Annotated in this window: 18 protein-coding genes and 1 tRNA gene; 14 read left to right on the top strand and 5 right to left on the bottom strand. The window is 42.8% G+C overall.

Translation table 11 applies throughout. The features are described 5' to 3' along the window. Positions 1-65: 65 nt before the first annotated feature. Genes PR683_RS12580 through PR683_RS12540 form a run of 9 tightly spaced genes read left to right on the top strand, consistent with a single transcriptional unit; the run spans position 66 to position 9,675 of the window. Positions 66-983 carry a VOC family protein gene (locus tag PR683_RS12580; RefSeq protein WP_109911737.1) on the top strand — a complete coding sequence of 306 codons (918 nt, stop codon included), beginning with the start codon at positions 66-68 and terminating at the stop codon, positions 981-983. A 4-nt stretch (positions 984-987) separates the two neighbouring features. Next, on the top strand, positions 988-2,205 hold the full coding sequence (locus PR683_RS12575) for an NAD(P)/FAD-dependent oxidoreductase (protein WP_109911736.1): 1,218 nt from the start codon (positions 988-990) through the stop codon (positions 2,203-2,205). Between the two features lie 20 nt (positions 2,206-2,225). After that, the gene (locus PR683_RS12570; RefSeq protein WP_196719670.1) at positions 2,226-3,506 is read left to right on the top strand and encodes an MFS transporter; all 1,281 of its coding nucleotides are present in this window, start codon (positions 2,226-2,228) and stop codon (positions 3,504-3,506) included. A 25-nt stretch (positions 3,507-3,531) separates the two neighbouring features. Next, positions 3,532-4,044: a cupin domain-containing protein gene (locus tag PR683_RS12565; protein WP_004908416.1), complete on the top strand. Its 513-nt coding sequence runs from the start codon at positions 3,532-3,534 to the stop codon at positions 4,042-4,044. Positions 4,045-4,059: 15 nt separating this feature from the next. Beyond that, on the top strand, positions 4,060-4,899 hold the full coding sequence (locus tag PR683_RS12560; RefSeq protein WP_004908415.1) for an alpha/beta fold hydrolase: 840 nt from the start codon (positions 4,060-4,062) through the stop codon (positions 4,897-4,899). A gap of 10 nt (positions 4,900-4,909) precedes the next feature. After that, positions 4,910-5,704, top strand: a complete 795-nt coding sequence (locus PR683_RS12555; RefSeq protein WP_004908414.1) for an SDR family oxidoreductase — start codon at positions 4,910-4,912, stop codon at positions 5,702-5,704. Positions 5,705-5,715: 11 nt separating this feature from the next. Beyond that, positions 5,716-6,507: an aspartate dehydrogenase gene (locus tag PR683_RS12550; protein ID WP_004908411.1), complete on the top strand. Its 792-nt coding sequence runs from the start codon at positions 5,716-5,718 to the stop codon at positions 6,505-6,507. 13 nt (positions 6,508-6,520) lie between these two features. Next, complete coding sequence (locus tag PR683_RS12545; protein WP_272581806.1) at positions 6,521-7,990, top strand: aldehyde dehydrogenase; 1,470 nt, start codon at positions 6,521-6,523, stop codon at positions 7,988-7,990. 41 nt (positions 7,991-8,031) lie between these two features. Beyond that, on the top strand, positions 8,032-9,675 hold the full coding sequence (locus tag PR683_RS12540) for a thiamine pyrophosphate-binding protein (protein WP_110731711.1): 1,644 nt from the start codon (positions 8,032-8,034) through the stop codon (positions 9,673-9,675). A 121-nt stretch (positions 9,676-9,796) separates the two neighbouring features. Here PR683_RS12540 and PR683_RS12535 read toward each other — a convergent pair whose 3' ends face one another. The 3 genes from PR683_RS12535 to PR683_RS12525 all read right to left on the bottom strand — a co-directional run bounded on the left by PR683_RS12535 (position 9,797) and on the right by PR683_RS12525 (position 11,991). Beyond that, positions 9,797-10,291: a nucleoside deaminase gene (locus PR683_RS12535; protein ID WP_109911730.1), complete on the bottom strand. Its 495-nt coding sequence runs from the start codon at positions 10,289-10,291 to the stop codon at positions 9,797-9,799. Between the two features lie 408 nt (positions 10,292-10,699). After that, a tRNA-Ile gene (locus tag PR683_RS12530) sits at positions 10,700-10,776 on the bottom strand. Positions 10,777-11,394: 618 nt separating this feature from the next. Next, positions 11,395-11,991: a GNAT family N-acetyltransferase gene (locus PR683_RS12525; protein WP_109911818.1), complete on the bottom strand. Its 597-nt coding sequence runs from the start codon at positions 11,989-11,991 to the stop codon at positions 11,395-11,397. A gap of 223 nt (positions 11,992-12,214) precedes the next feature. On the opposite strand from PR683_RS12525, the gene PR683_RS12520 reads away from it, so the two are divergent. Further along, positions 12,215-14,236 carry an NADPH-dependent 2,4-dienoyl-CoA reductase gene (locus PR683_RS12520; protein ID WP_272581805.1) on the top strand — a complete coding sequence of 674 codons (2,022 nt, stop codon included), beginning with the start codon at positions 12,215-12,217 and terminating at the stop codon, positions 14,234-14,236. Positions 14,237-14,345: 109 nt separating this feature from the next. On the opposite strand, the gene sstT is transcribed toward PR683_RS12520, so the two are convergent. Then, entirely contained in the window at positions 14,346-15,599 is a 1,254-nt protein-coding gene (gene sstT / locus PR683_RS12515) for a serine/threonine transporter SstT (protein ID WP_004908393.1), read from the bottom strand. Between the two features lie 263 nt (positions 15,600-15,862). Beyond that, positions 15,863-16,822 carry a TerC family protein gene (locus PR683_RS12510; RefSeq protein WP_109911701.1) on the bottom strand — a complete coding sequence of 320 codons (960 nt, stop codon included), beginning with the start codon at positions 16,820-16,822 and terminating at the stop codon, positions 15,863-15,865. A gap of 613 nt (positions 16,823-17,435) precedes the next feature. Between PR683_RS12510 and PR683_RS12505 the strand changes: the two genes are divergently transcribed. The 4 genes from PR683_RS12505 to PR683_RS12490 all read left to right on the top strand — a co-directional run bounded on the left by PR683_RS12505 (position 17,436) and on the right by PR683_RS12490 (position 19,347). Next, positions 17,436-18,104 (top strand): DedA family protein, encoded by a 669-nt coding sequence (locus PR683_RS12505; protein WP_004908389.1) that lies wholly within the window; start codon positions 17,436-17,438, stop codon positions 18,102-18,104. A gap of 237 nt (positions 18,105-18,341) precedes the next feature. Next, positions 18,342-18,647, top strand: a complete 306-nt coding sequence (locus PR683_RS12500) for a DUF883 family protein (RefSeq protein ID WP_109911700.1) — start codon at positions 18,342-18,344, stop codon at positions 18,645-18,647. Positions 18,648-18,653: 6 nt separating this feature from the next. Further along, a complete protein-coding gene (locus tag PR683_RS12495) occupies positions 18,654-19,061 on the top strand; it encodes a phage holin family protein (protein ID WP_004908385.1) in 408 nt (135 codons plus the stop codon). Next, positions 19,048-19,347, top strand: coding sequence for a YqjK-like family protein (locus PR683_RS12490; protein ID WP_004908381.1), 300 nt, complete (start codon positions 19,048-19,050; stop codon positions 19,345-19,347). The genes PR683_RS12495 and PR683_RS12490 overlap by 14 nt, the downstream gene beginning before the upstream one ends. Positions 19,348-19,467: the final 120 nt, after the last annotated feature.

The following is a 19,467-nucleotide window of genomic DNA, read 5'->3' as shown; positions in this document are numbered from 1 at the left end:
AGCCTCAGGTTCTTTTTGCCCAAAAAAACCTTTGGCAATAACACCAATCGATAGAGGACTTTACAATGTCAGTGATTGGAATAGAAAAATTAGAATTTGGTGTTGAAGATATCCCTAGCTGCCAGAAATTTTTACATGATTTTGGCCTTCAAGCAGCCTCTGATAACGCCTCGTTATTCACCACGTTATCGGGTGCTGAAATACAGTTATTTTCCTACCAAGATCCAAATTTACCCGTACCTTTTGAAGCAGGTTCAACACTGCGTCGCATTACGTGGGGAGTTGAAAGCCCAGATAAACTCAAGGAGATCATTGAGAAAATTAGGCCTTGTGATGGTTTTCAACTGACGTCAAATGGCGCACAGTGCCGTGACCCAAATGGCATGACGGTCGCTTTCACTATTAGTAAACAAAAAACGGTTGAATTAGAGGTCACCGCTATCAACCAATGGGGAGATATTCGCCGCATTGATAAACCCAGCCCAGTTTACGAAAAAGCCACGCCAATTAACGTCGGTCACGTAGTATTTTTTGTTGATGACTTACCTTCTACAGAAGCGTTCTATTGCCAAAAACTGGGTTTTCAAGTTTCAGACCGTTATATCGACCGTGCCGTCTTTTTACGGACACAAATAAACGGTTGCCACCATAACCTGTTTTTGCTGAAGCTTCCTCATCGTGGCAGCGGCCTCAACCATGTCGCTTTTACGGTTCGTGATATCCATGAAGTGATTGGCGGCGGTCTGGCAATGAACCGCCATCAATGGAGCACCTTTATTGGTCCAGGCCGGCACCCTATCTCATCCGCTTACTTTTGGTATGTCAACAGCCCAACAGGTGGGGCTTTCGAATATTACACCAATGACGATTACCTAACCGATAAATGGCAGCCACGCGAACTGGAACATTCCTTAGTTTCATTTACGGAATGGGCTGTGGAAGGTGGTCTCGATTATGAAACTCGCCGCCAAGTTAAGGAGTAACGCCATGAGCTCATTAATCCAAGGCGGTATTGTCATTATCGGTGGGGGTCAGGCAGGTGGTTGGGCAGCAAAAACCCTACGCGATGAAGGTTATCAAGGTATTATTTCGGTGATCAGCGATGAAAACCATGATTTTTATGAGCGCCCACCGCTGTCTAAAGCCGCATTGACACAGGAGAGTTTTTCATTATCGCGCTTATTCAGCGAACAAGAAACTAATGCCTTAAATTTACAGTGGTTTCGCCCACTACGTGCCACCAAAATTGATAGCCAAACCCAATGTATTTATTTAAGTGATGGTCGTGCCATTACGTTTGACAAATTACTGCTCGCGACAGGCGGTCGGCCTCGCTACCTGTCGAATCGTTGGCAGCAACATCCACAAGTATTTGCCTTACGTTCATGGGATGACGCGCAGAAATTACGTAGTGCGCTGCTCTCTGCACAAAAAATTGCCATTATTGGTGGTGGTTGGATTGGCTTAGAAGTTGCCGCTTCCGCTCGAAAAATGGGGATTGATGTCACGATTTTTGAGCGGCAAAGCCGCTTATGCGAACGAAGTGTACCGCAGAATGTTTCAGAGGCTCTTGCATTACGCCACACACAAGCAGGTGTTCATGTCATAACCGATTGTGGAGATATCGAACTTGGCGAGCCGACAACAAGTGGATTACAAATTAGTTGCCAAAAACAGCCTTCGCAAAATTTCGATCTCGCTGTTATGGGGATTGGTGTTGAATTAAATCTCGAACTTGCCAAAGAAGCGGGTCTTGATGTTACCCACGGTATTGTGATTAATCACCATGGGCAGACTTCTCACCCAAATATTTACGCTGCGGGCGACGTCGCTTGCCATCCAACACTGTCCTTATGTTTACAGTCATGGGCTTATGCGCAAAACCAAGCCATCACCACAGCAAAAGCCATGCTAAACCCGCAGTCTGAAGGGTTCAATGAACTCGCTTGGTTATGGTCAGATCAATACCAAGACAACATCCAAATTTTAGGTGTCCCAACCTCACAAAAATTAAAACATATTCAACGGTATACCCCTAATTCAGAGGTTCATTTTGCTTTAAATGAAAGCAATGAATTGGTGCAAATGATTGCATTTAATGATGCACGAGCCATCAAGCTAGGTAAACGTTGGATACAAGGCCACCGCAAATTGGACCCTTCACAACTTGCTGATCCCACATTTTCATTAATGTCACTGAAATAGTGCCCAGCAGGAGAAATCTCATGGCTAATCAGACTATAACCTTACAAAATTCAGAGCATGATCAAGTCGAGCAAGATGTTCCTGAAAAGATCAATTGGTTGATCCCTATCGGGCTGTTTTCCTGTGTACTACTGGCTTTCTTCGATAAAATCAGTATTGCAGCTCTATTTTCTGACGAAAAATTTCAGCAAGCTCTGGGAATTGATTTTGACCCAACCCGTTTGGGGTTACTGATGAGCGCATTTTTATTCGCTTATGGTGTTTCTTCCATGCTACTAAGCGGTATTGGCGATAAATTTCATCCCACCAAAATGCTGCTATTTATGATCAGTAGCTGGTGTTTTCTCATGATTTTTATGGGATTCACACACCACTATGGCACGATGGTTTTTCTGCGTGTATTGCTAGGAATTGCCGAAGGGCCTTTGCTGGCAATCGCTTACGCCATTGTACGCCGTACCTTTCCGCCAAAAATGCAAGCTCGTGCCACCATGATGTGGTTATTAGGTACACCGTTAGGCGCAGCATTAGGCTTTCCTATCTCATTGTATTTACTAAATAACTATGGTTGGCAAAGTACATTTTTTGTCATGGCCGCCTTTACTGTTCCTGTTTGGTGGCTTGTGGTGATTGGTATTCGCCATCCCAACTTAGTCAATCGTCAAGCTCAGACTAAAAACACAGCAGGTGAAACACTTCCAGCGGAGCAATTGGCTGTGATGCGAGCCCATAAAAAACGCTTATTCCAAAATAGCCATTTTTGGATTATCTGCATGTTTAATATCGCTTTTCTTGTCTACCTTTGGGGAATGAATGGTTGGTTACCCAGCTATTTAATTAAAGGTAAATCCATTCACTTAGAACATGCGGGAATTCTGTCATCCCTTCCCTTTATCGCCATGTTATTTGGTGAAGCCATCGGAGCGTGGTTATCAGATCGCTACGATCGCCGCGCACTCGTTTGTTTTATTTCACTACTTGGTGCCGTGTTAGGCCTTGCTGGTGTGTTATTTCTCACTGGCACCTACAGCATCATTCTTATGATGGCATTTAGCATGTTCATGTGGGGAGCGGGCGCACCAAATATCTTTGCTCTACTCGCAAAAGCCACACAAAAGCAAGTCAGTGCATTAGCAGGCGGTATTTTCAATGGGTTAGGAAACCTTGCTGGCGCCGCTGCACCGCTGGCAATGGGAGTTCTTATTACCGTCACTCACACTATGGATAGCGGGCTGTTATTTATCGTCGTCATAGGTTTATTCGGCAGCTTGTTACTAGTGCCTTTACTGAAAAAATATTAATTCATTTTTTATTGGAGATAACACCATGTCACAACCGCAAATCAAACCACAAGATATTCCAATGGCACAATGGATTGAGTCGCGCATTGCTCGCCTTGAAGGGCGTAAATATGACTGGAATGCCCTGAAATTCCAAGCGGATTACGACCCTAAATATCGCCGCGCACAAATGCGCTATATCGGCACGGGTGCGACTGGCGTTGCTAATGATGTCAACACCGTTCCCGCAGAGAACTTTACCTTCTCCACCATGGTTCTCCCTGCCAAGTGTGAAGGGCCATTACACCTCCACCCCGATGTTGAAGAAGTGTTCTTTATGTTGAAAGGCACCATCACGTTGTTTGTAAAAGATGGCGATGAAGAGTATGAAACCGTACTGAAAGAGCGTGACCTAATTTCAGTCCCTGCGGGCATTTATCGTGGTTTATTTAACCATGGGGAAGAAGAAGCCTTAATGTGCGTCATGATCGGGACACCAAAACCTGCGATCCCAACATATCCCGAAGATCACCCTTTATCAAAAGTTAAACGTAACTAACAGGAGTCGTCAGTGATGAATTTGCTCAATAAAAAACTCCCGGAACCACTGATAGCAGACTTTGGCCAATATCGTCTCAATTGGCGAGAAGCAGGCCAAGGGCACCCAGTGGTATTGTTGCATGGTATCAGCTCTGGATCTGCTTCATGGGTAAGCCAACTGACCAGTCCATCACTGACAAAACACTATCATCTCTATAGCTGGGATGCGCCCGGCTATTTAGAAAGCCGTGAGCTAGAGACGACAACGCCTACCGCTATTGATTACGCAAATGCATTGAATGCTTTTATTGACAAATTAGCCTTATCAAACATCGTGTTAGTGGGACACTCTCTTGGCGCCATAATGGCAAGTGCTTTTGCCTCGCAATATCCCAATAAAGTTAAAGGCTTAATCTTAGCGAACCCCGCGCAAGGTTATGCAACAAAAAGCCCTGACCAACAAAAACAAGTTTACCAACAGCGGCAAGATATTGTTTTGAGTTCTGGTATTGAGGTATATGCGCAAAATCGTGCTGCTGCTTTGTTATCCGCCAACGCAACCACTGAGAAAGTCAATTGGGTTCAACAGAACATGAAGAAGCTCAACCCTAAAGGCTTCTTAGCCGCGGCGTGGATGCTAGCCCATGACGATATCAGCCAATATTTAAATCGCTATGATGGCCCATTGGAAATACTGGTTGGCACAGAAGATACCATTACGCCACCAGCACAAGTAGAGCAACTCGCACGCCAAAAAAACTGCCCCTATTTCCTGATAAACCAAGCGGGGCACGCCAGTTATTTAGATGCGCCAGATGCCTTTAACAACCATTTACAACAATTTTTAGAGACGCTCTATTGCCAAGCAGAATAAAGGAAGACTCATGAATTTACAGTTAAATAACCGTGTTGCTGTTGTGACAGGAGGAAGCTCCGGCATCGGCTTTGCAACCGTCAAACTCTTACTGGATGAAGGCTGTAAAGTGGCATTCTGCGGTCGTGATCAAGACAAACTCCAGCAAGCGCTTACAACATTACGAGAACATTACCCTCAAGGGCATTTTATCGCACAACCTTGTGATGTTCTTGATAAAACACAAACCGAAGCTTTCGCAAAACAGGTTCATCAACAATATGGACACGTCGATATATTGATAAACAACGCAGGACAAGGCTATGTCGCAAGCTATAGCGATACCCCCGAAGAAGCATGGTTACACGAAGCCCAATTAAAACTATTTGGTGTAATTAACCCGGTGAATGCTTTCTTGCCACTCTTAGAGCAATCAAATATTGCTTCTATCACCTGTGTCAATTCACTGCTGGCCTTACAGCCTGAACCACATATGGTCGCCACCTCGGCGGCTCGGGCAGCATTATTAAACATGACGCTAAACTTGTCGAAAACACTGTTACCCAAAGGGATCCGTGTGAACTCTATTTTACTTGGCATGGTGGAGTCCGACCAATGGCGACGCCGCTTCGACAATCGCAGTGATAAAAATCTCGATTGGGAACAATGGATTGGTGATATCGCTAAAAAACGCGGCATTCCAATGCAACGTTTAGGAAAACCCGAAGAGCCCGCACGTGCCTTAGTCTTTTTAGCCTCCCCCATGGCGTCGTTTACCTCGGGTGCCGCTTTAGATGTTTCTGGTGGCTTTAGCCACCATATTTAAAGGATTTAACGATGAAAACACTCATGTTGATTGGTTATGGTGCAATGGCTCAAGAAGTGATTACTCGCTTACCTAATGAGATAGCCCTGCGTTACATTGTTGCCCGGCCCCATCACCATCAAGCCATTTTGGAACGCTTTAAAGGGGCAGTCACCCCCATCGATAACCTTGACAATAATATCATTCCACCGGATTTAGTGTTGGAATGTGCGGGTCACCAAGCCGTTAAACAATATGCACCAACGGTACTAGAAAGAGGCTGGACACTGGCCATTATCTCAACGGGAGCCCTTGCTGACACGGACTTTGAACAACACTTGGTCGCCTTAACCCAACGCCACCACAGCCAGTTAATTCCACTGACTGGCGCTGTTGCTGGTCTTGATGGCCTACGTGCCGCAAAAGAGGCGAATATCACCCATGTGACCTACCTGTCACGTAAAAGCCCTGCAAGTTGGCGCAATGGCGCGGCTGAGCGTTATGTCGATTTATCACAAGTGACACAGCCCACGGTGTTCTTTAGTGGCAGTGCCCGTGAAGCGGCACTGAATTTTCCAGCGAATGCCAATGTGGCTGCCACTGTTGCACTGTATGGCATAGGGATGGATGCCACCCAAGTACAATTGGTTGTTGACCCGACTACCACACAAAACTCACACCGCATTGATGTTACGGGCGATTTTGGCCATTTCTGCATTGAACTCAATGGAAATCCACTACCTTCAAATCCGAAAACATCGATGTTAGCTGCTTTAAGTGCTGTTGAAATTTGTCGTCGAGTCGCTGAACACCGAGCTATTTAATAGGAGCCCTATTATGAACAAAATGGATATTTTTGTTGGCGGTAAATGGCAGCTAGGTCGCGGGCCTGAAATGCAATCGCGTTTTCCGGGGGATAACCAGGTGATTGCAATCCTTAACAGTGCAAGTTTGGAAGATGTCGAAGATGCCGTAATTACGGCAGATAAGGCATGGAGATCGCCTTCTTGGCGTAATCTTCCCGCTCACCAGCGGGCAACTATCTTGTACAACGTGAGTCGCTTAATTGATGAAAACTGCGAAACATTAACTCAATTACAAACTTTGGATAACGGCAAGCCTTGGGCAGAAGCACGTGGCTTAGTGATGAGCGCAGCAGCAACCGCTCGCTACTTTGCGGCGGTTTGTGAAGTTTCAGGTGGTGAACTTCCTCCTCGTCGCCAGCCAGAGCTGATGACCATAAGTACCTACCAACCTATTGGCGTGATCGCTGCAATCACGCCATGGAACTCCCCGATTGCCAGTGATATGCAAAAAATTGCCCCAGCGATTGCGGCCGGTAACGCGGTCATCTTAAAACCCGCGGAAGCCACACCTCTAATTTCATTAAAATTGGCTGAGTTATTTGAGCAAGCAGGTTTACCCAGCGGCCTGTTGAGTGTGCTACCGGGTAAAGGTTCGATTGTCGGTGATGCACTGGTTCGCCACCCTCTGGTGAAAAAAATCTCCTTTACAGGTGGCACCAATACCGGACGACAACTGGCTCATATTGCAGCGGATAAACTTATCACCACGTCACTTGAACTTGGGGGAAAATCCACAACTATCGTGTTGTCAGACGCTGACCTTGATATCGCTGCACATGGTGTTTGTTACGGTATCTTTAGTTCGATGGGGCAAGCATGCATCGCCGGTTCGCGCCTATTTGTGGCTAAAGATATCTACTCATCCTTTATGGAAAAGCTAACACAATTGACCCGCAACCTGATTATTGGTGACCCAAGGCAAGAGCGTGTTCATCTAGGGCCATTAATTTCCCCTTCGCACCGAGATAGCGTCAGAAACTATGTCGAACAAGCCGTTCAGCAAGGGGGGAAGATCCGTATTGGTGGAACTGCACCCGCTGACCCGGCACTCAAAGATGGCAACTACTTTTTACCGACGATTATCGAAGGCTTAAATAACCAATCTACGGTTTGCCAAGAGGAAATTTTCGGCCCTGTGCTCGTCGTAATGCCATTTGATGATGAAGAAGACCTCATTCAGCAAGCTAATGATTCTGTTTATGGGCTTGCCGCAGGTATTTGGACAAAAGATTACACTCGAGCATTTAAGCTCGCCGATGCGCTTGATGTCGGCACTGTTTGGGTCAATACCTACAAAGTTTTTTCTATTTCAACGCCATTTGGCGGCTTTAAAGAAAGTGGCATTGGCCGTGAAAAAGGCCTTGAAAGCCTCAAAGCCTATATGCAACAAAAAAGCCTATTTCTGGCACTTAACCCACAACCAAACCGTTGGTGTGAATAGCAAATCCGTCACCGGATTATGGCAGCATTGAGGAGAATAAAATGTCTGAAATGATTACAGTTGGCGAAGCTATCGCCAGAACACTTGAACAATACCAAGTCACAACGGTTTATGGGGTTATTTCAATTCATAACTTACCCATAGCAGATGCTATCGGGCGCCGGGACGTGATTGATTTTACGCCAAGTCGTGGGGAGGCAGGGGCCGTCACCATGGCGGATGCCCATAGCCGTTTTAGTGGCTTAGGGGTAGCGCTAACCAGTACAGGTGCAGGTGCTGGAAATGCTGTAGGATCAATGATTGAAGCTATGAATGCATGCTCCCCCATGATCCACATTACAGGCCAAGTTGAAAAAGCTTATCTGGATATGGACGCAGGGTTTATTCATGAAACACATGACCAACTCGGCTTTTTACGTTCGAGTTCAAAGCACGCTTTTCGTGTTCATACCCCCGAACAAGCCGTCGCCACGCTGCATAAAGCCATTCAAGTTGCTCAAACTATACCTTGTGGCCCTGTCTCTATCGAGATCCCAATTGATATTCAAAGTGCGCAAGTGCCATTATCTGTACTGAGTGCACCACTTCCCCCTTATAGGTTGCCTGACAGTTGTACATCGTTAGTCAATGCAATTTGGGACAAACTTCAACACGCTGCACAGCCGTTATTGTGGGTTGGCGCAGGAGCCCTACAAGCAAAAGATGCTGTCAAACGCCTTGCTGATGCAGGTATTGCCGTCATCAGCAGTACCCATGGACGAGGTATTTTATCGGATGACCATCCATTCAGCTTACGCGCTTTTCATAATGCAGATTCCGTTGATGCATTAATGCGTTCATGCGATTTAACTATCGTAGCAGGCTCACGTTTACGCAGTAATGAAACCAAAACATGGTCATTACCTTTGCCACACCCCATCATTCAAATCGATATAAACCCACTCGCCGCCAATCGCAACTATTTAGCTGACTTGACGGTAACTGGGGATTGTAAAAGTTTACTTGAAGCACTTGCCGATAAAATCGAACAAGCCAAGCGCCCTATCTCTACTCAGTGGAAAAAACAAGTGCAAGAGGCCGTACAGCAGGCTGAAGAACAACTAAGGCAACAATGTGGCCCTTATAGCCAACTCAGTGATGCCGTAGAGCAAGTCTTACCTAGCGATGGTATTTTTGTCCGCGACATTACGGTATCAGGGAGTTTATGGGGAAGCCGTTTACTCAAAGCGACCCAGCCAATGCACAACATTCACTCCTTAGCAGGCGCAATCGGGCTAGGACTCGCCATGGCAATTGGCAGTGCCAAAGCAAACCCTAATGTACCTGTTATTGGCTTAGTTGGTGATGGCGGGTTAATGTTAGGCGTAGGCGAATTGGCCACTATGGCACAAGAGCAGCTCCCAATTGTATTGATTATTATGAATGACCAAGGTTATGGCGTAATGCGAGGTATTCAGGAAAAATATTTCTCAGACCGCCAATACTATAATGAGTTACTCACCCCTTCATTTAGTCAATTAGCTCAATCGATGGGGATTCAAGCATTTACGATAGATAAAGCCACCGATTTTCAATCAACGCTCCGCCAAGCTGTCGACTTGAAGCAACCTGTTGTCGTTGAAGTGTTAATGAATCATATTGGTACAATGAATTTTTCAGGCCCCCCACAGAAAAAGTTATTTTAACTTTCACCATGGTTAGGGTGGCAATAAGCTACCCTATTTCATTGATAGATAATGATGCAAACGATTAAAGCCATCTGCTTTTTAAATTATTATAGTGGGGAACTATAGCACCCGACTAAGATTATAAATTTGGCTTAAAATATTGCGTATAAATAGAAACCGCTTGCTCTTTTAAGATGCCTTTAACCACTTCAGGTTTAAAGGGGCTTTTGTCAAAGATTTCATCACTCCCCAACATAATATTAAAACCGGCAATCTCGGCTAGTTCATCATGAGAAAGACTATAAACCATCCGACCTAATTGGCTCCATACCATTGCACCGGAACACATACAACACGGCTCACAACTGGTGTACAGCGTATAATCGGATAAATCCATGACTTTATGTTCAGAACAATACTGGCGTATGAGACCCAACTCCGCATGATAGGTTGGGTCACTTTCAGTATGAATATGATTTTCACCTGTCATAACGACTTGGTTATTTTTAACTAATACTGCACCAAAGGGTTCATTGCCATTTTTCGCAGCATCCGTTGCCAAAGCCAAAGCTTGCGTCATAAACTGAATATCTAGCGCATTTTGCTGCTCATTGTTGTTAAGCTTATTTTCCATATACACACCTTTTATGCATAAATTAATTTAATTTTAAAATAACCTAAATAGGTTATATCAAGTCTAGTTATGAATTAATACAAAATAACCTGCGTGTGCACAATTTCCTTGCACATTTGGGAGATGCAAAACATTTGCCCATGTTTTGTTAGTACAAGGGTGCTACTGAAACTATCAAGCTTAAATATATGAAAAGGATTTCAATAGATTCAATCTTTAGGTCACCAAAAGAATTGCAATATCAATCACATAATTTCAAAAAACCAGTAAATATACGAATTAACAAGAAATGAAAAGCTGAAATGAATTACAAAAGTATTTAGGGGTAATTAGCGTGATATGCTTTAGAAAAACAAAAAAGCCACTTACGATGAATTGGCTTAATGCGCTGATTTAACAGCTAAAATTTGGTGGCCCCTGCTGGACTTGAACCAGCGACCAATCGATTATGAGTCGACTGCTCTAACCAACTGAGCTAAGGGGCCAAAGTGGAGAGGATTATACGTGTAGTTTTAGCTTAGGTCTAGTGTTTCGAAACCGTATGCTGAAATTGTGTTCAACTCAATCCCTCCTCTTATAATTCAATGCGATAGCATAAGCAATTGCTATCATTTGAAAGTCGTTTCCTGCAATTTTAATGAGCTCTACTCTTTTTTATTTAAATCAGTTTCTCACACCTTATCTATATTTAACTTTTACCAATATCAAATTAATAATAAAAACAACATCATAATGGCAACTAAACTTATTAAAAGCTCTTAATTCAAATAATTGATATAAAACAATATTTTTACATTCAGACCTCACAATATAGTTTATAGATAATTCGCATATAGGACAGAAATGATGAAAAAAGTACGTGTAGTTCAATATGGTTGCGGAAAAATGGGTAAATTTTTGATCCGTTACTTGTAAGAACATGGTGCTGACGTTGTGGCGACTTTTGAAATCAATAAAGCGGTTATTGGCAAAAATATAGGCGAAATCACAGGAGCGAGGCCAACAGAGGTTAAAGTACAAGCGCTACATAAAGCAGCGAAATGTTAAAGCTTGATGTTGGCATCATCGCCCACCTTTCGGTGGGCGATTACTGGCACCTAATCTTAGCGCGGTTTCACCATCTGCCATTCTAAGTGATGTTTTATCGACGGCCATTCTGATTCGATAATGCTATATACACAGCTATCACGTAGCTCACCTGTTTTAGTTTTCATATGGTTGCGCAAAATACCATCGAGCTTGGCCCCTAAACGTTCAATAGCTCGACGACTTTGGCTATTTAAAAAGTGCGTACGAAACTCCACTGCAACGCAATTTAATTCCTCAAAAGCATGCTTTAACAGCAAATATTTAGCCTCTGTATTTAATGCAGTACGTTGTACTTCGACCCCATACCAAGTGGCACCGATTTCAACCCGTCTTACCGCATGGTCCACACGGTTATAAGAAGTAATACCAACAGGCTTACCAGTGCGTTTATCAATCACCACAAAAGGTAAACATTCCTTTTTCTGGAAATTTTCCAGACGCTTTTCCACATCTTGAGAAAAATGCTCAGGCTCAGGAACTAAGGCATACCACAAATTATTTAACCCATCTCGTCGAATGATATCTGCCAGTTCGACATCATATTGGTGAGATAGAGGTTCAAGGCGAACGTATTCACCTTCTAAAGTAATAGCTTGGCAAATCTCTTTCATCATTGTTTCCCCTATATCGTTCTTTATGCTGTGTGTCTCTTTTTTTAATCTCTGTTTATGACATAAAAATAAAAAAACACCTATTTTTTATGACACTCAGCTATTTAACCGAAAACATATGATAAAAATCACAAAATTTTAACATCTTTACCAAATTGCAGCTTCATTACGCTACAGTTGACTCATCTGACCTGTTAATGAAATCCCGAATGGGAGTATAATAATGAGCAATTTTCCACACCTTTTTACCCCGCTTGATTTAGGCCACACTATCCTAAAAAATCGCATTTTGATGGGCTCGATGCATACTGGGCTTGAAGAGCACCCGCAAGGCAGTGAACGACTGGCACATTTCTATCGCTTACGCGCCGAAAATGGTGTCAGCCTCATCATTACCGGTGGCATCGCCCCCAATCCTGAAGGGGCGCTTACCGCACATGGCGCGGTACTAAATGATGAAAAACAGCTGTCATTTCATCAACAAATCACGGATGCCGTCCACCAAGCTGACGGTAAAATCGCCTTACAAATTTTGCATGCAGGGCGCTATGGGCTACACCCCAAATTAGTTGCCCCAAGCCCTATTCAAGCTGAAATTATTCCATTCGCCCCCAGAGAGCTCTCAACTGATGACGTTGAAAAAACGATTGATGACTTTGTGACAACAGCCAAACTCGCTCAACAAGCAGGCTATGATGGTGTCGAAATTATGGGCTCCGAAGGCTATTTAATTAACCAATTCATCACCAAACGTACCAACCATAGAACCGATAAATGGGGTGGAAGTTACACAAACCGAATTCGTTTTCCTATTGAAATCGTACGGCGAATACGGGAAGCTGTTGGCGCTAACTTTATTATTATTTATCGACTTTCCATGTTGGATTTAGTTGAAGAAGGTTCAATATGGGAAGAAATCGAATTACTCGCCAAACAAATTGAAAATGCAGGCGCCAGTATGATTAACACGGGTATTGGTTGGCACGAAGCTCGAATACCGACGATATCAACGCAAGTTCCCCGTAGTGCATTTAGTTGGGTTACCCAGAAATTAATGGGAAAAGTGAATATTCCGCTGATAACCACTAACCGCATCAATGACCCTTTTGTTGCAGAACATATTATTGCCAATCATCAAGCCGATATGGTTTCAATGGCTCGGCCGTTTCTGGCTGATGAAGCGTTTGTTCGTAAAGCGGCAGAAAATAGAGCAGACGAAATCAACACCTGCATTGGCTGCAACCAAGCCTGTCTCGACCTCATTTTTAGTGGCAAACTGGCCAGTTGTTTAGTTAACCCACAAGCCGTTAGAGAAATGGATTACCCCAACGAAAAAGCCCCACAGAGTAAATCTGTTGCAGTTGTTGGCGCAGGGCCTGCTGGGTTGTCTTGTGCAATTTACGCGGCAAAACGGGGGCATCGCGTCACTTTGTTTGAAAAATCTAACCACATAGGTGGGCAATTTAACCTCGCAAAGCAAATACCCGGTAAAGAAGAGTTTCATGAAACTATCCGTTACTTCTGCCGACAACTAGAACTATTACATATTGATGTACGCCTTGAACACCAAGCCGATGTTGACTGTTTATCGGGATTTGATGAGGTCATTATTGCAACGGGCGTCACCCCACGGAAAATCCAGCTCGAAGGCATTGAACACCATAAAGTCATTTCTTATATCGATGTCATCACCAAACAGCGTTCTGTTGGTAAAAGCGCCGCTATTATTGGTGCTGGAGGGATTGGCTTTGATGTTGCTGAATTGCTAACCCAGGAAGGGAAAAGTAGCAGTTTAGATACTTCACTATTTAATAAAGAGTGGAATATTGATACCTCAATTCATTCTAAAGGTGGCGTATTCCCCCCACAAAAAGTCCCTATGGCATCAGCCCGTCAATTGTACTTATTACAGCGTAAAAATAGTAAAGTTGGGGCAGGCCTTGGTAAAACGACGGGTTGGGTTCACCGTTTATCACTGATGAAACGTGGTGTTCATATGCTAAATGGTGTTGAATACATGCGAGTTGATGACGAAGGGCTCCATATTCGCTATCAAGATAAAACGCAGTGCCTTCCCGTTGACAATGTGATTTTATGTGCAGGACAAGAGCCTTACCGTCCATTAAAAATACAATTAGCAGAACGTGGCATTAATGCCCATGTTATTGGCGGTGCTGATGTAGCAGCCGAGCTTGACGCTCGCCGCGCAATTGAACAAGGAATGAAAATCGCGTATCAGCTTTGATTGCTCGTTCTGTTGGTGAGGTTTGTCACTGACAATTAACCGTATTTTCAAAAATAAAGGCAGAGATTGTTTTCACGATCCCTGCCTTTTTCTTTAGTTCACTTGCTCATTAATCACGGTGAGATAACCGCGCTTCCGCGTTCGCCAGTTTCTCATCTTCCGCTAAACACACCGCCGCAGTAAATAACACGTCAGTTGAAGAATTAAGCGCCGTTTCTGCTGAATCCTGTAACACGCCAATCATCACACCAACTGCGACCACTTGCATCGCAATCTCATTTGAAATACCAAACATGTTACAAGCTAATGGGATCAGCAATAGTGAGCCCCCCGCAACCCCAGAGGCGCCACATGCACAAACTGCTGCCACAACACTTAATAATAATGCCGTTGGGATATCAACAGGGATCCCTAACGTATGTACCGCAGCTAACGTCAGAACAGTAATCGTTACCGCTGCACCTGCCATATTGATTGTTGCACCTAATGGGATAGAAACAGAGTAGGTATCTTCATGCAGATTCATACGACGACACATCCCCATATTCACAGGAATATTCGCTGCAGAACTACGTGTAAAGAATGCCGTTACCCCACTTTCACGTAAACAAGCGAAAACTAATGGATATGGGTTGCGTTTCATTTTCCAATACACAATTAGTGGATTAACAATGAAAGCAACAATTAACATACAGCCAATTAATACTGCGAGAACATGTATATAGCCTTTTAAGGTTGCAAAGCCTGTCGTTGCGATAGTTGAAGCAACTAAGCCAAAAATCCCTAAAGGCGCTAAGCGGATCACAACACGTACCAGTTGTGTTACTGCATTAGAAAAGTCATGAACTAAATTTTTTGTGGTTTCATTTGCATGGCGCAGCGCAATACCCAGCCCGATCGCCCACGCTAATATACCAATATAATTACCCTTAATCAGTGCGTCGACAGGATTCGCAAATATATTGATTAGCAAACCTTTTAACACTTCGGCAATATTACCCGGTGGATTTAACTGTGTATCCCCCACGGCTAAAACTAAACTTGACGGGAACAGGAAAGAACCAATAACGGCAACAACCGCGGCAAAAAATGTTCCCAAAATATACAACACCAGGATCGGTTTGATATTGGTTTTTTGCCCTTGACGATGGTTAGCAATGGATGACATCACTAACACCCATACCAATACCGGAGCAACCGCCTTTAACGCACTAACGAATAAATCCCCTAACAACCCGACATTTTTTGCAGCAGATGGCCATAACCATGCAAGCAAAATACCCGCGACCAAGCCAACCAGTATCTGTTTGACTAGACTACCTTGGCTAATAACTCGCCATAACCCTGTTTTATTTGTATCCATAATAGACCTATATTATTTATCTTTATTAGGAATTAAATGTGTTTGCACAGCAAGTATAAGGAATAATAGTCGCCTGAAAAGGCAATTATTCAAAATATACACAATGATTGACTTTGTTTAACAAACATTTTACATAACTGTGATCTCAATAGAGTTTTGTTTCTTATAGTAGAATGAGAGGAGTAAAATGGTTGAGTATTTTCATAGGGTTAAAAAAAATCCCCTACTTTTACAGTAGAGGATTTAAAAATAAAAAAGCTAAATTAACTTTTTGCTTCGTTACGTTTATTAACAATGGCATTAATGATTAACGTTACGACTAAGATTGAGGCAATTACCCCCAACGAAATCGGCGTTGGAATATGGAAAATATCAATCAATAGCATTTTTATACCGATAAAGCTTAAAATTACTGCTAAGCCGTATTTTAGCATTGAGAACTTTTCAGCAACTCCAGACAACAAGAAATACATCGCACGTAGGCCTAAAATGGCAAATAAGTTCGATGTTAAAACAATGAATGGGTCAGTCGTTACCGCAAAAATAGCAGGTATGCTGTCCACCGCAAATATCACGTCACTAATTTCAACTAAAATCAGCACTAAAATAAGTGGGGTCGCAAATAGGACACCATTGCGTTTAATAAAGAATTTTTCACCATGCAATTCATCCGTCATACGTAAATGAGAACGAACCCATTTTACTAACGGTTTATCCGTGATTGGCGAGTCATCTTCTTTAGCAAAAGCCATTTTCAAACCAGTAAATAGCAAAAACAAGCCAAATACATATAAAATCCAGCTAAATTGTGTGACTAACCAACTACCTGCAAAAATCATAATCGTACGAAGTACGATAGCGCCTAATACTCCATAAACCAGCACACGACGCTGTAAATTTGCAGGGATTGCAAAATAACTAAAGAGCATTAACCAAACGAATACGTTATCAACAGCTAATGCTTTTTCTAATAAATAACCCGTTAAGAACGCCATTGTTTGGCTATCGGCAAACTCACGTCCCACGTTTTCATTAAGATACCACCAAAAGCCCGCCGCAAAGAGAAGCGAAAGCGTTACCCACACGATACTCCAAGCCGCAGCTTGTTTCATCGACATTGCTTGGCCTTTGTGTTTCCCTTGCCAGAACAAATCAATGAGTAACATAAGTAAAATAATAACGGCAAAACTACCCCATAAAATTGGGTTACCAACTGAGTGCATTTTCCTTTCCCTTAAAAACAAAAAACGGCTGATATCCAGAAGACATCAGCCGCTTAAAATTCATTAACCACAAGTTATGTCTTTTGGTTGTAAATTATGAGCAAACCTCGCCTTCTGGCAAGGTCTCACTTACAACACAAATAACCCGAAAACAGGGAACTGTGGTGCTCGGCTACCGGGTGTAATGAGTACACCGTAATGACGATAAACCGACAAGAAGAAGTTACTCCCCTTTGCTATGGCGATAAGATACGGTAAATAGTCTTAAAATGCAATAATTAGCCATTATTGTTTTATCGTTATTTTTTTACATTAAAAGATAAATTAACCAGTATATTTCGCATACTCTAAGCAAAAAACAGGCTAAAAGCCGTTTTTAAGCACTTTACATCATTACATGGCACACAGTAATTTGTAAAAATCGGCCGAAACTTAAATGAATTCTAAAAATAAGCTTAAAATTTGCTGTTTAGTTATTTTCTGTTTTGTTAAAGTGAGCGTGCTTTACACTAACAGCCTGAGGAAACACTACTTTCACTTTGGCATTCACTTAATCCATTTCTCCCTGCCCAACAACAAGTTTGTTGCTGTTATTGCCGTTTAGGAAACATTAATGGAATTAGTTAAAGAACTTTTTTTCGCCCTTTGGCACCAAGATTATGTCACCCTATCTAACCCTGCGTTAGTGTGGTCGATTTATTTCATGCTGTTCGCTATCTTGTTTCTTGAAAACGGGGTATTACCTGCAGCGTTTTTACCTGGCGATAGCTTGTTGATTTTAGTTGGTGTACTCATCGCTAAAGGCACATTAAGTTATCCACTCACCATCGTAATTTTAACCGCTGGCGCCAGTTTAGGTTGCTGGGTAGGTTATATACAAGGGCGATGGCTAGGGAACACACGTATTGTTAAAGGCTGGCTAGCACACTTACCCGAACACTACCACCAACGCGCTCATGGCTTATTCCATCGTCATGGCCTCGCTGCCTTATTAATTGGCCGTTTTTTAGCTTTTGTTAGAACACTGCTTCCAACAATTGCAGGCCTCGCAGGTTTGCAGAATGGCCGTTTCCAAGTATTTAATTGGTTAAGTGGTCTGTTGTGGGTGTTAATTTTAACGGCTATCGGTTATGGCTTTGGTAAAAGCCCAATCTTCCTACAATATGAGCATCACATTATGAATGTATTGATGCTAATTCCTGTAGGCTTATTAATCCTTGGGTTAATCGGTAGTATTGCTGTTGTCGTAAAGAAAAAACTGTCTAGCAAAAAAGCAAATTAATCCGCCTATGCGAGAACTTCGAGTTCTCGCATTTTTATTTTTACCTAATTTTACGTCTTAATATTTCTATCCCTTACAACTAAGTTAACCTACTAATATTAAAAATATTTTCCTAAATACTATTTTTTACATTTTTTCTGATCCCATAATTTATTATCGAATAACTCATTGCACTTAATGCAAAAACAGTTATTGTTAATACAGTGAAGTTTCTTTTCTATTGATAGGAGGTTCTATATGTCATTAAATCATTCATCAGAAGACCTACGTGCGGAACTAAAAGCGTTAGCAGATTCTCTTGAAGCCGTATTGAATGATACAGGCGAGAAGTCGAAAGAAGAGATTGAAAGCTTAAAATCCAAAGCGAAAGATGTACTTTACTCATCTCGTGCTAAGCTCGGCCAAACCACCGAAAGGATCACTGAACAAACTAAAGAAATTGCGGGTCGCGCAGACAACTATGTCAAAGAAAATCCATGGACTGGTATCGGTATTGGTGCTGCCGTTGGTGTAGTTCTTGGCGTACTTCTCGCGAAACGTTAATTGCTTATGGAACAAAATCAACAACGTCAGGGCCCCGGTAAAGGGGTCCTTGAAATACTGCAACGCATCGCCAGTATTACCGTTAATATTGTTGAAACTCGCCTTCAGCTCATTGCCGTTGAGCTCGAAGAAGAGAAAGTTAATTTTATCCAGTTGCTATTATTAGTTGGGCTAGCGCTTCTTTTTACTGCTTTTGGCCTGATGTGTCTAATTGGGCTCATTTTTTGGTCTGTAGACCCTGTTTACCGTTATCAAGCACTGGCTATCACTACAGGGAGTTTGGTTCTACTCGCCATTATCTTTGCTAGTTGGGCGCTCAAAAAAGCAAAACAGTCCACTTTATTGAGCTCCACACGGGAGCAACTAAGCCAAGATGCAAATGCATTAGCAGGTAAGGATAATGACCAGAAATAAACGCCAATTACTTGCCGAAAAAAAACAACGGTTACTCAACAGAATTGAGCAGCAACGGAATGACCTTGCTGCCAGTTCTGAGGATTGGCTACATGTGACAGCCCCTTATGACCGTACATGGAAAGCCTTCGTTACCTTCCGTCCTTTGTTTATTGCAGCAACAGGCCTGCTTTCGATTTATTCACTAAAAAAACCACAACGTATACTTCAATTAGGGAAAAAAGCCTTCACAATGTGGGGCATAGTAAGAACAATTCAAAGTACAATTAATGCAGGAAAAAAATAATTCAACTTAAAATCAATAGGTTAGTCTAACCACTACACTTCAACTCATTTCCCCCTCACCACAGTTCAAATTTTTTGACCATCTTTGTGAATAAGCTTTGCTTTTTATTGAATAAGCAAA

It is taken from the genome of Providencia sp. PROV269, assembly GCF_028477785.1.
GTDB classification, from domain to species: domain Bacteria; phylum Pseudomonadota; class Gammaproteobacteria; order Enterobacterales; family Enterobacteriaceae; genus Providencia; species Providencia rettgeri.
The sequence above is the reverse complement of the archived record's forward strand: the minus strand, read 5'-3'. Positions and strand labels throughout refer to the sequence as shown.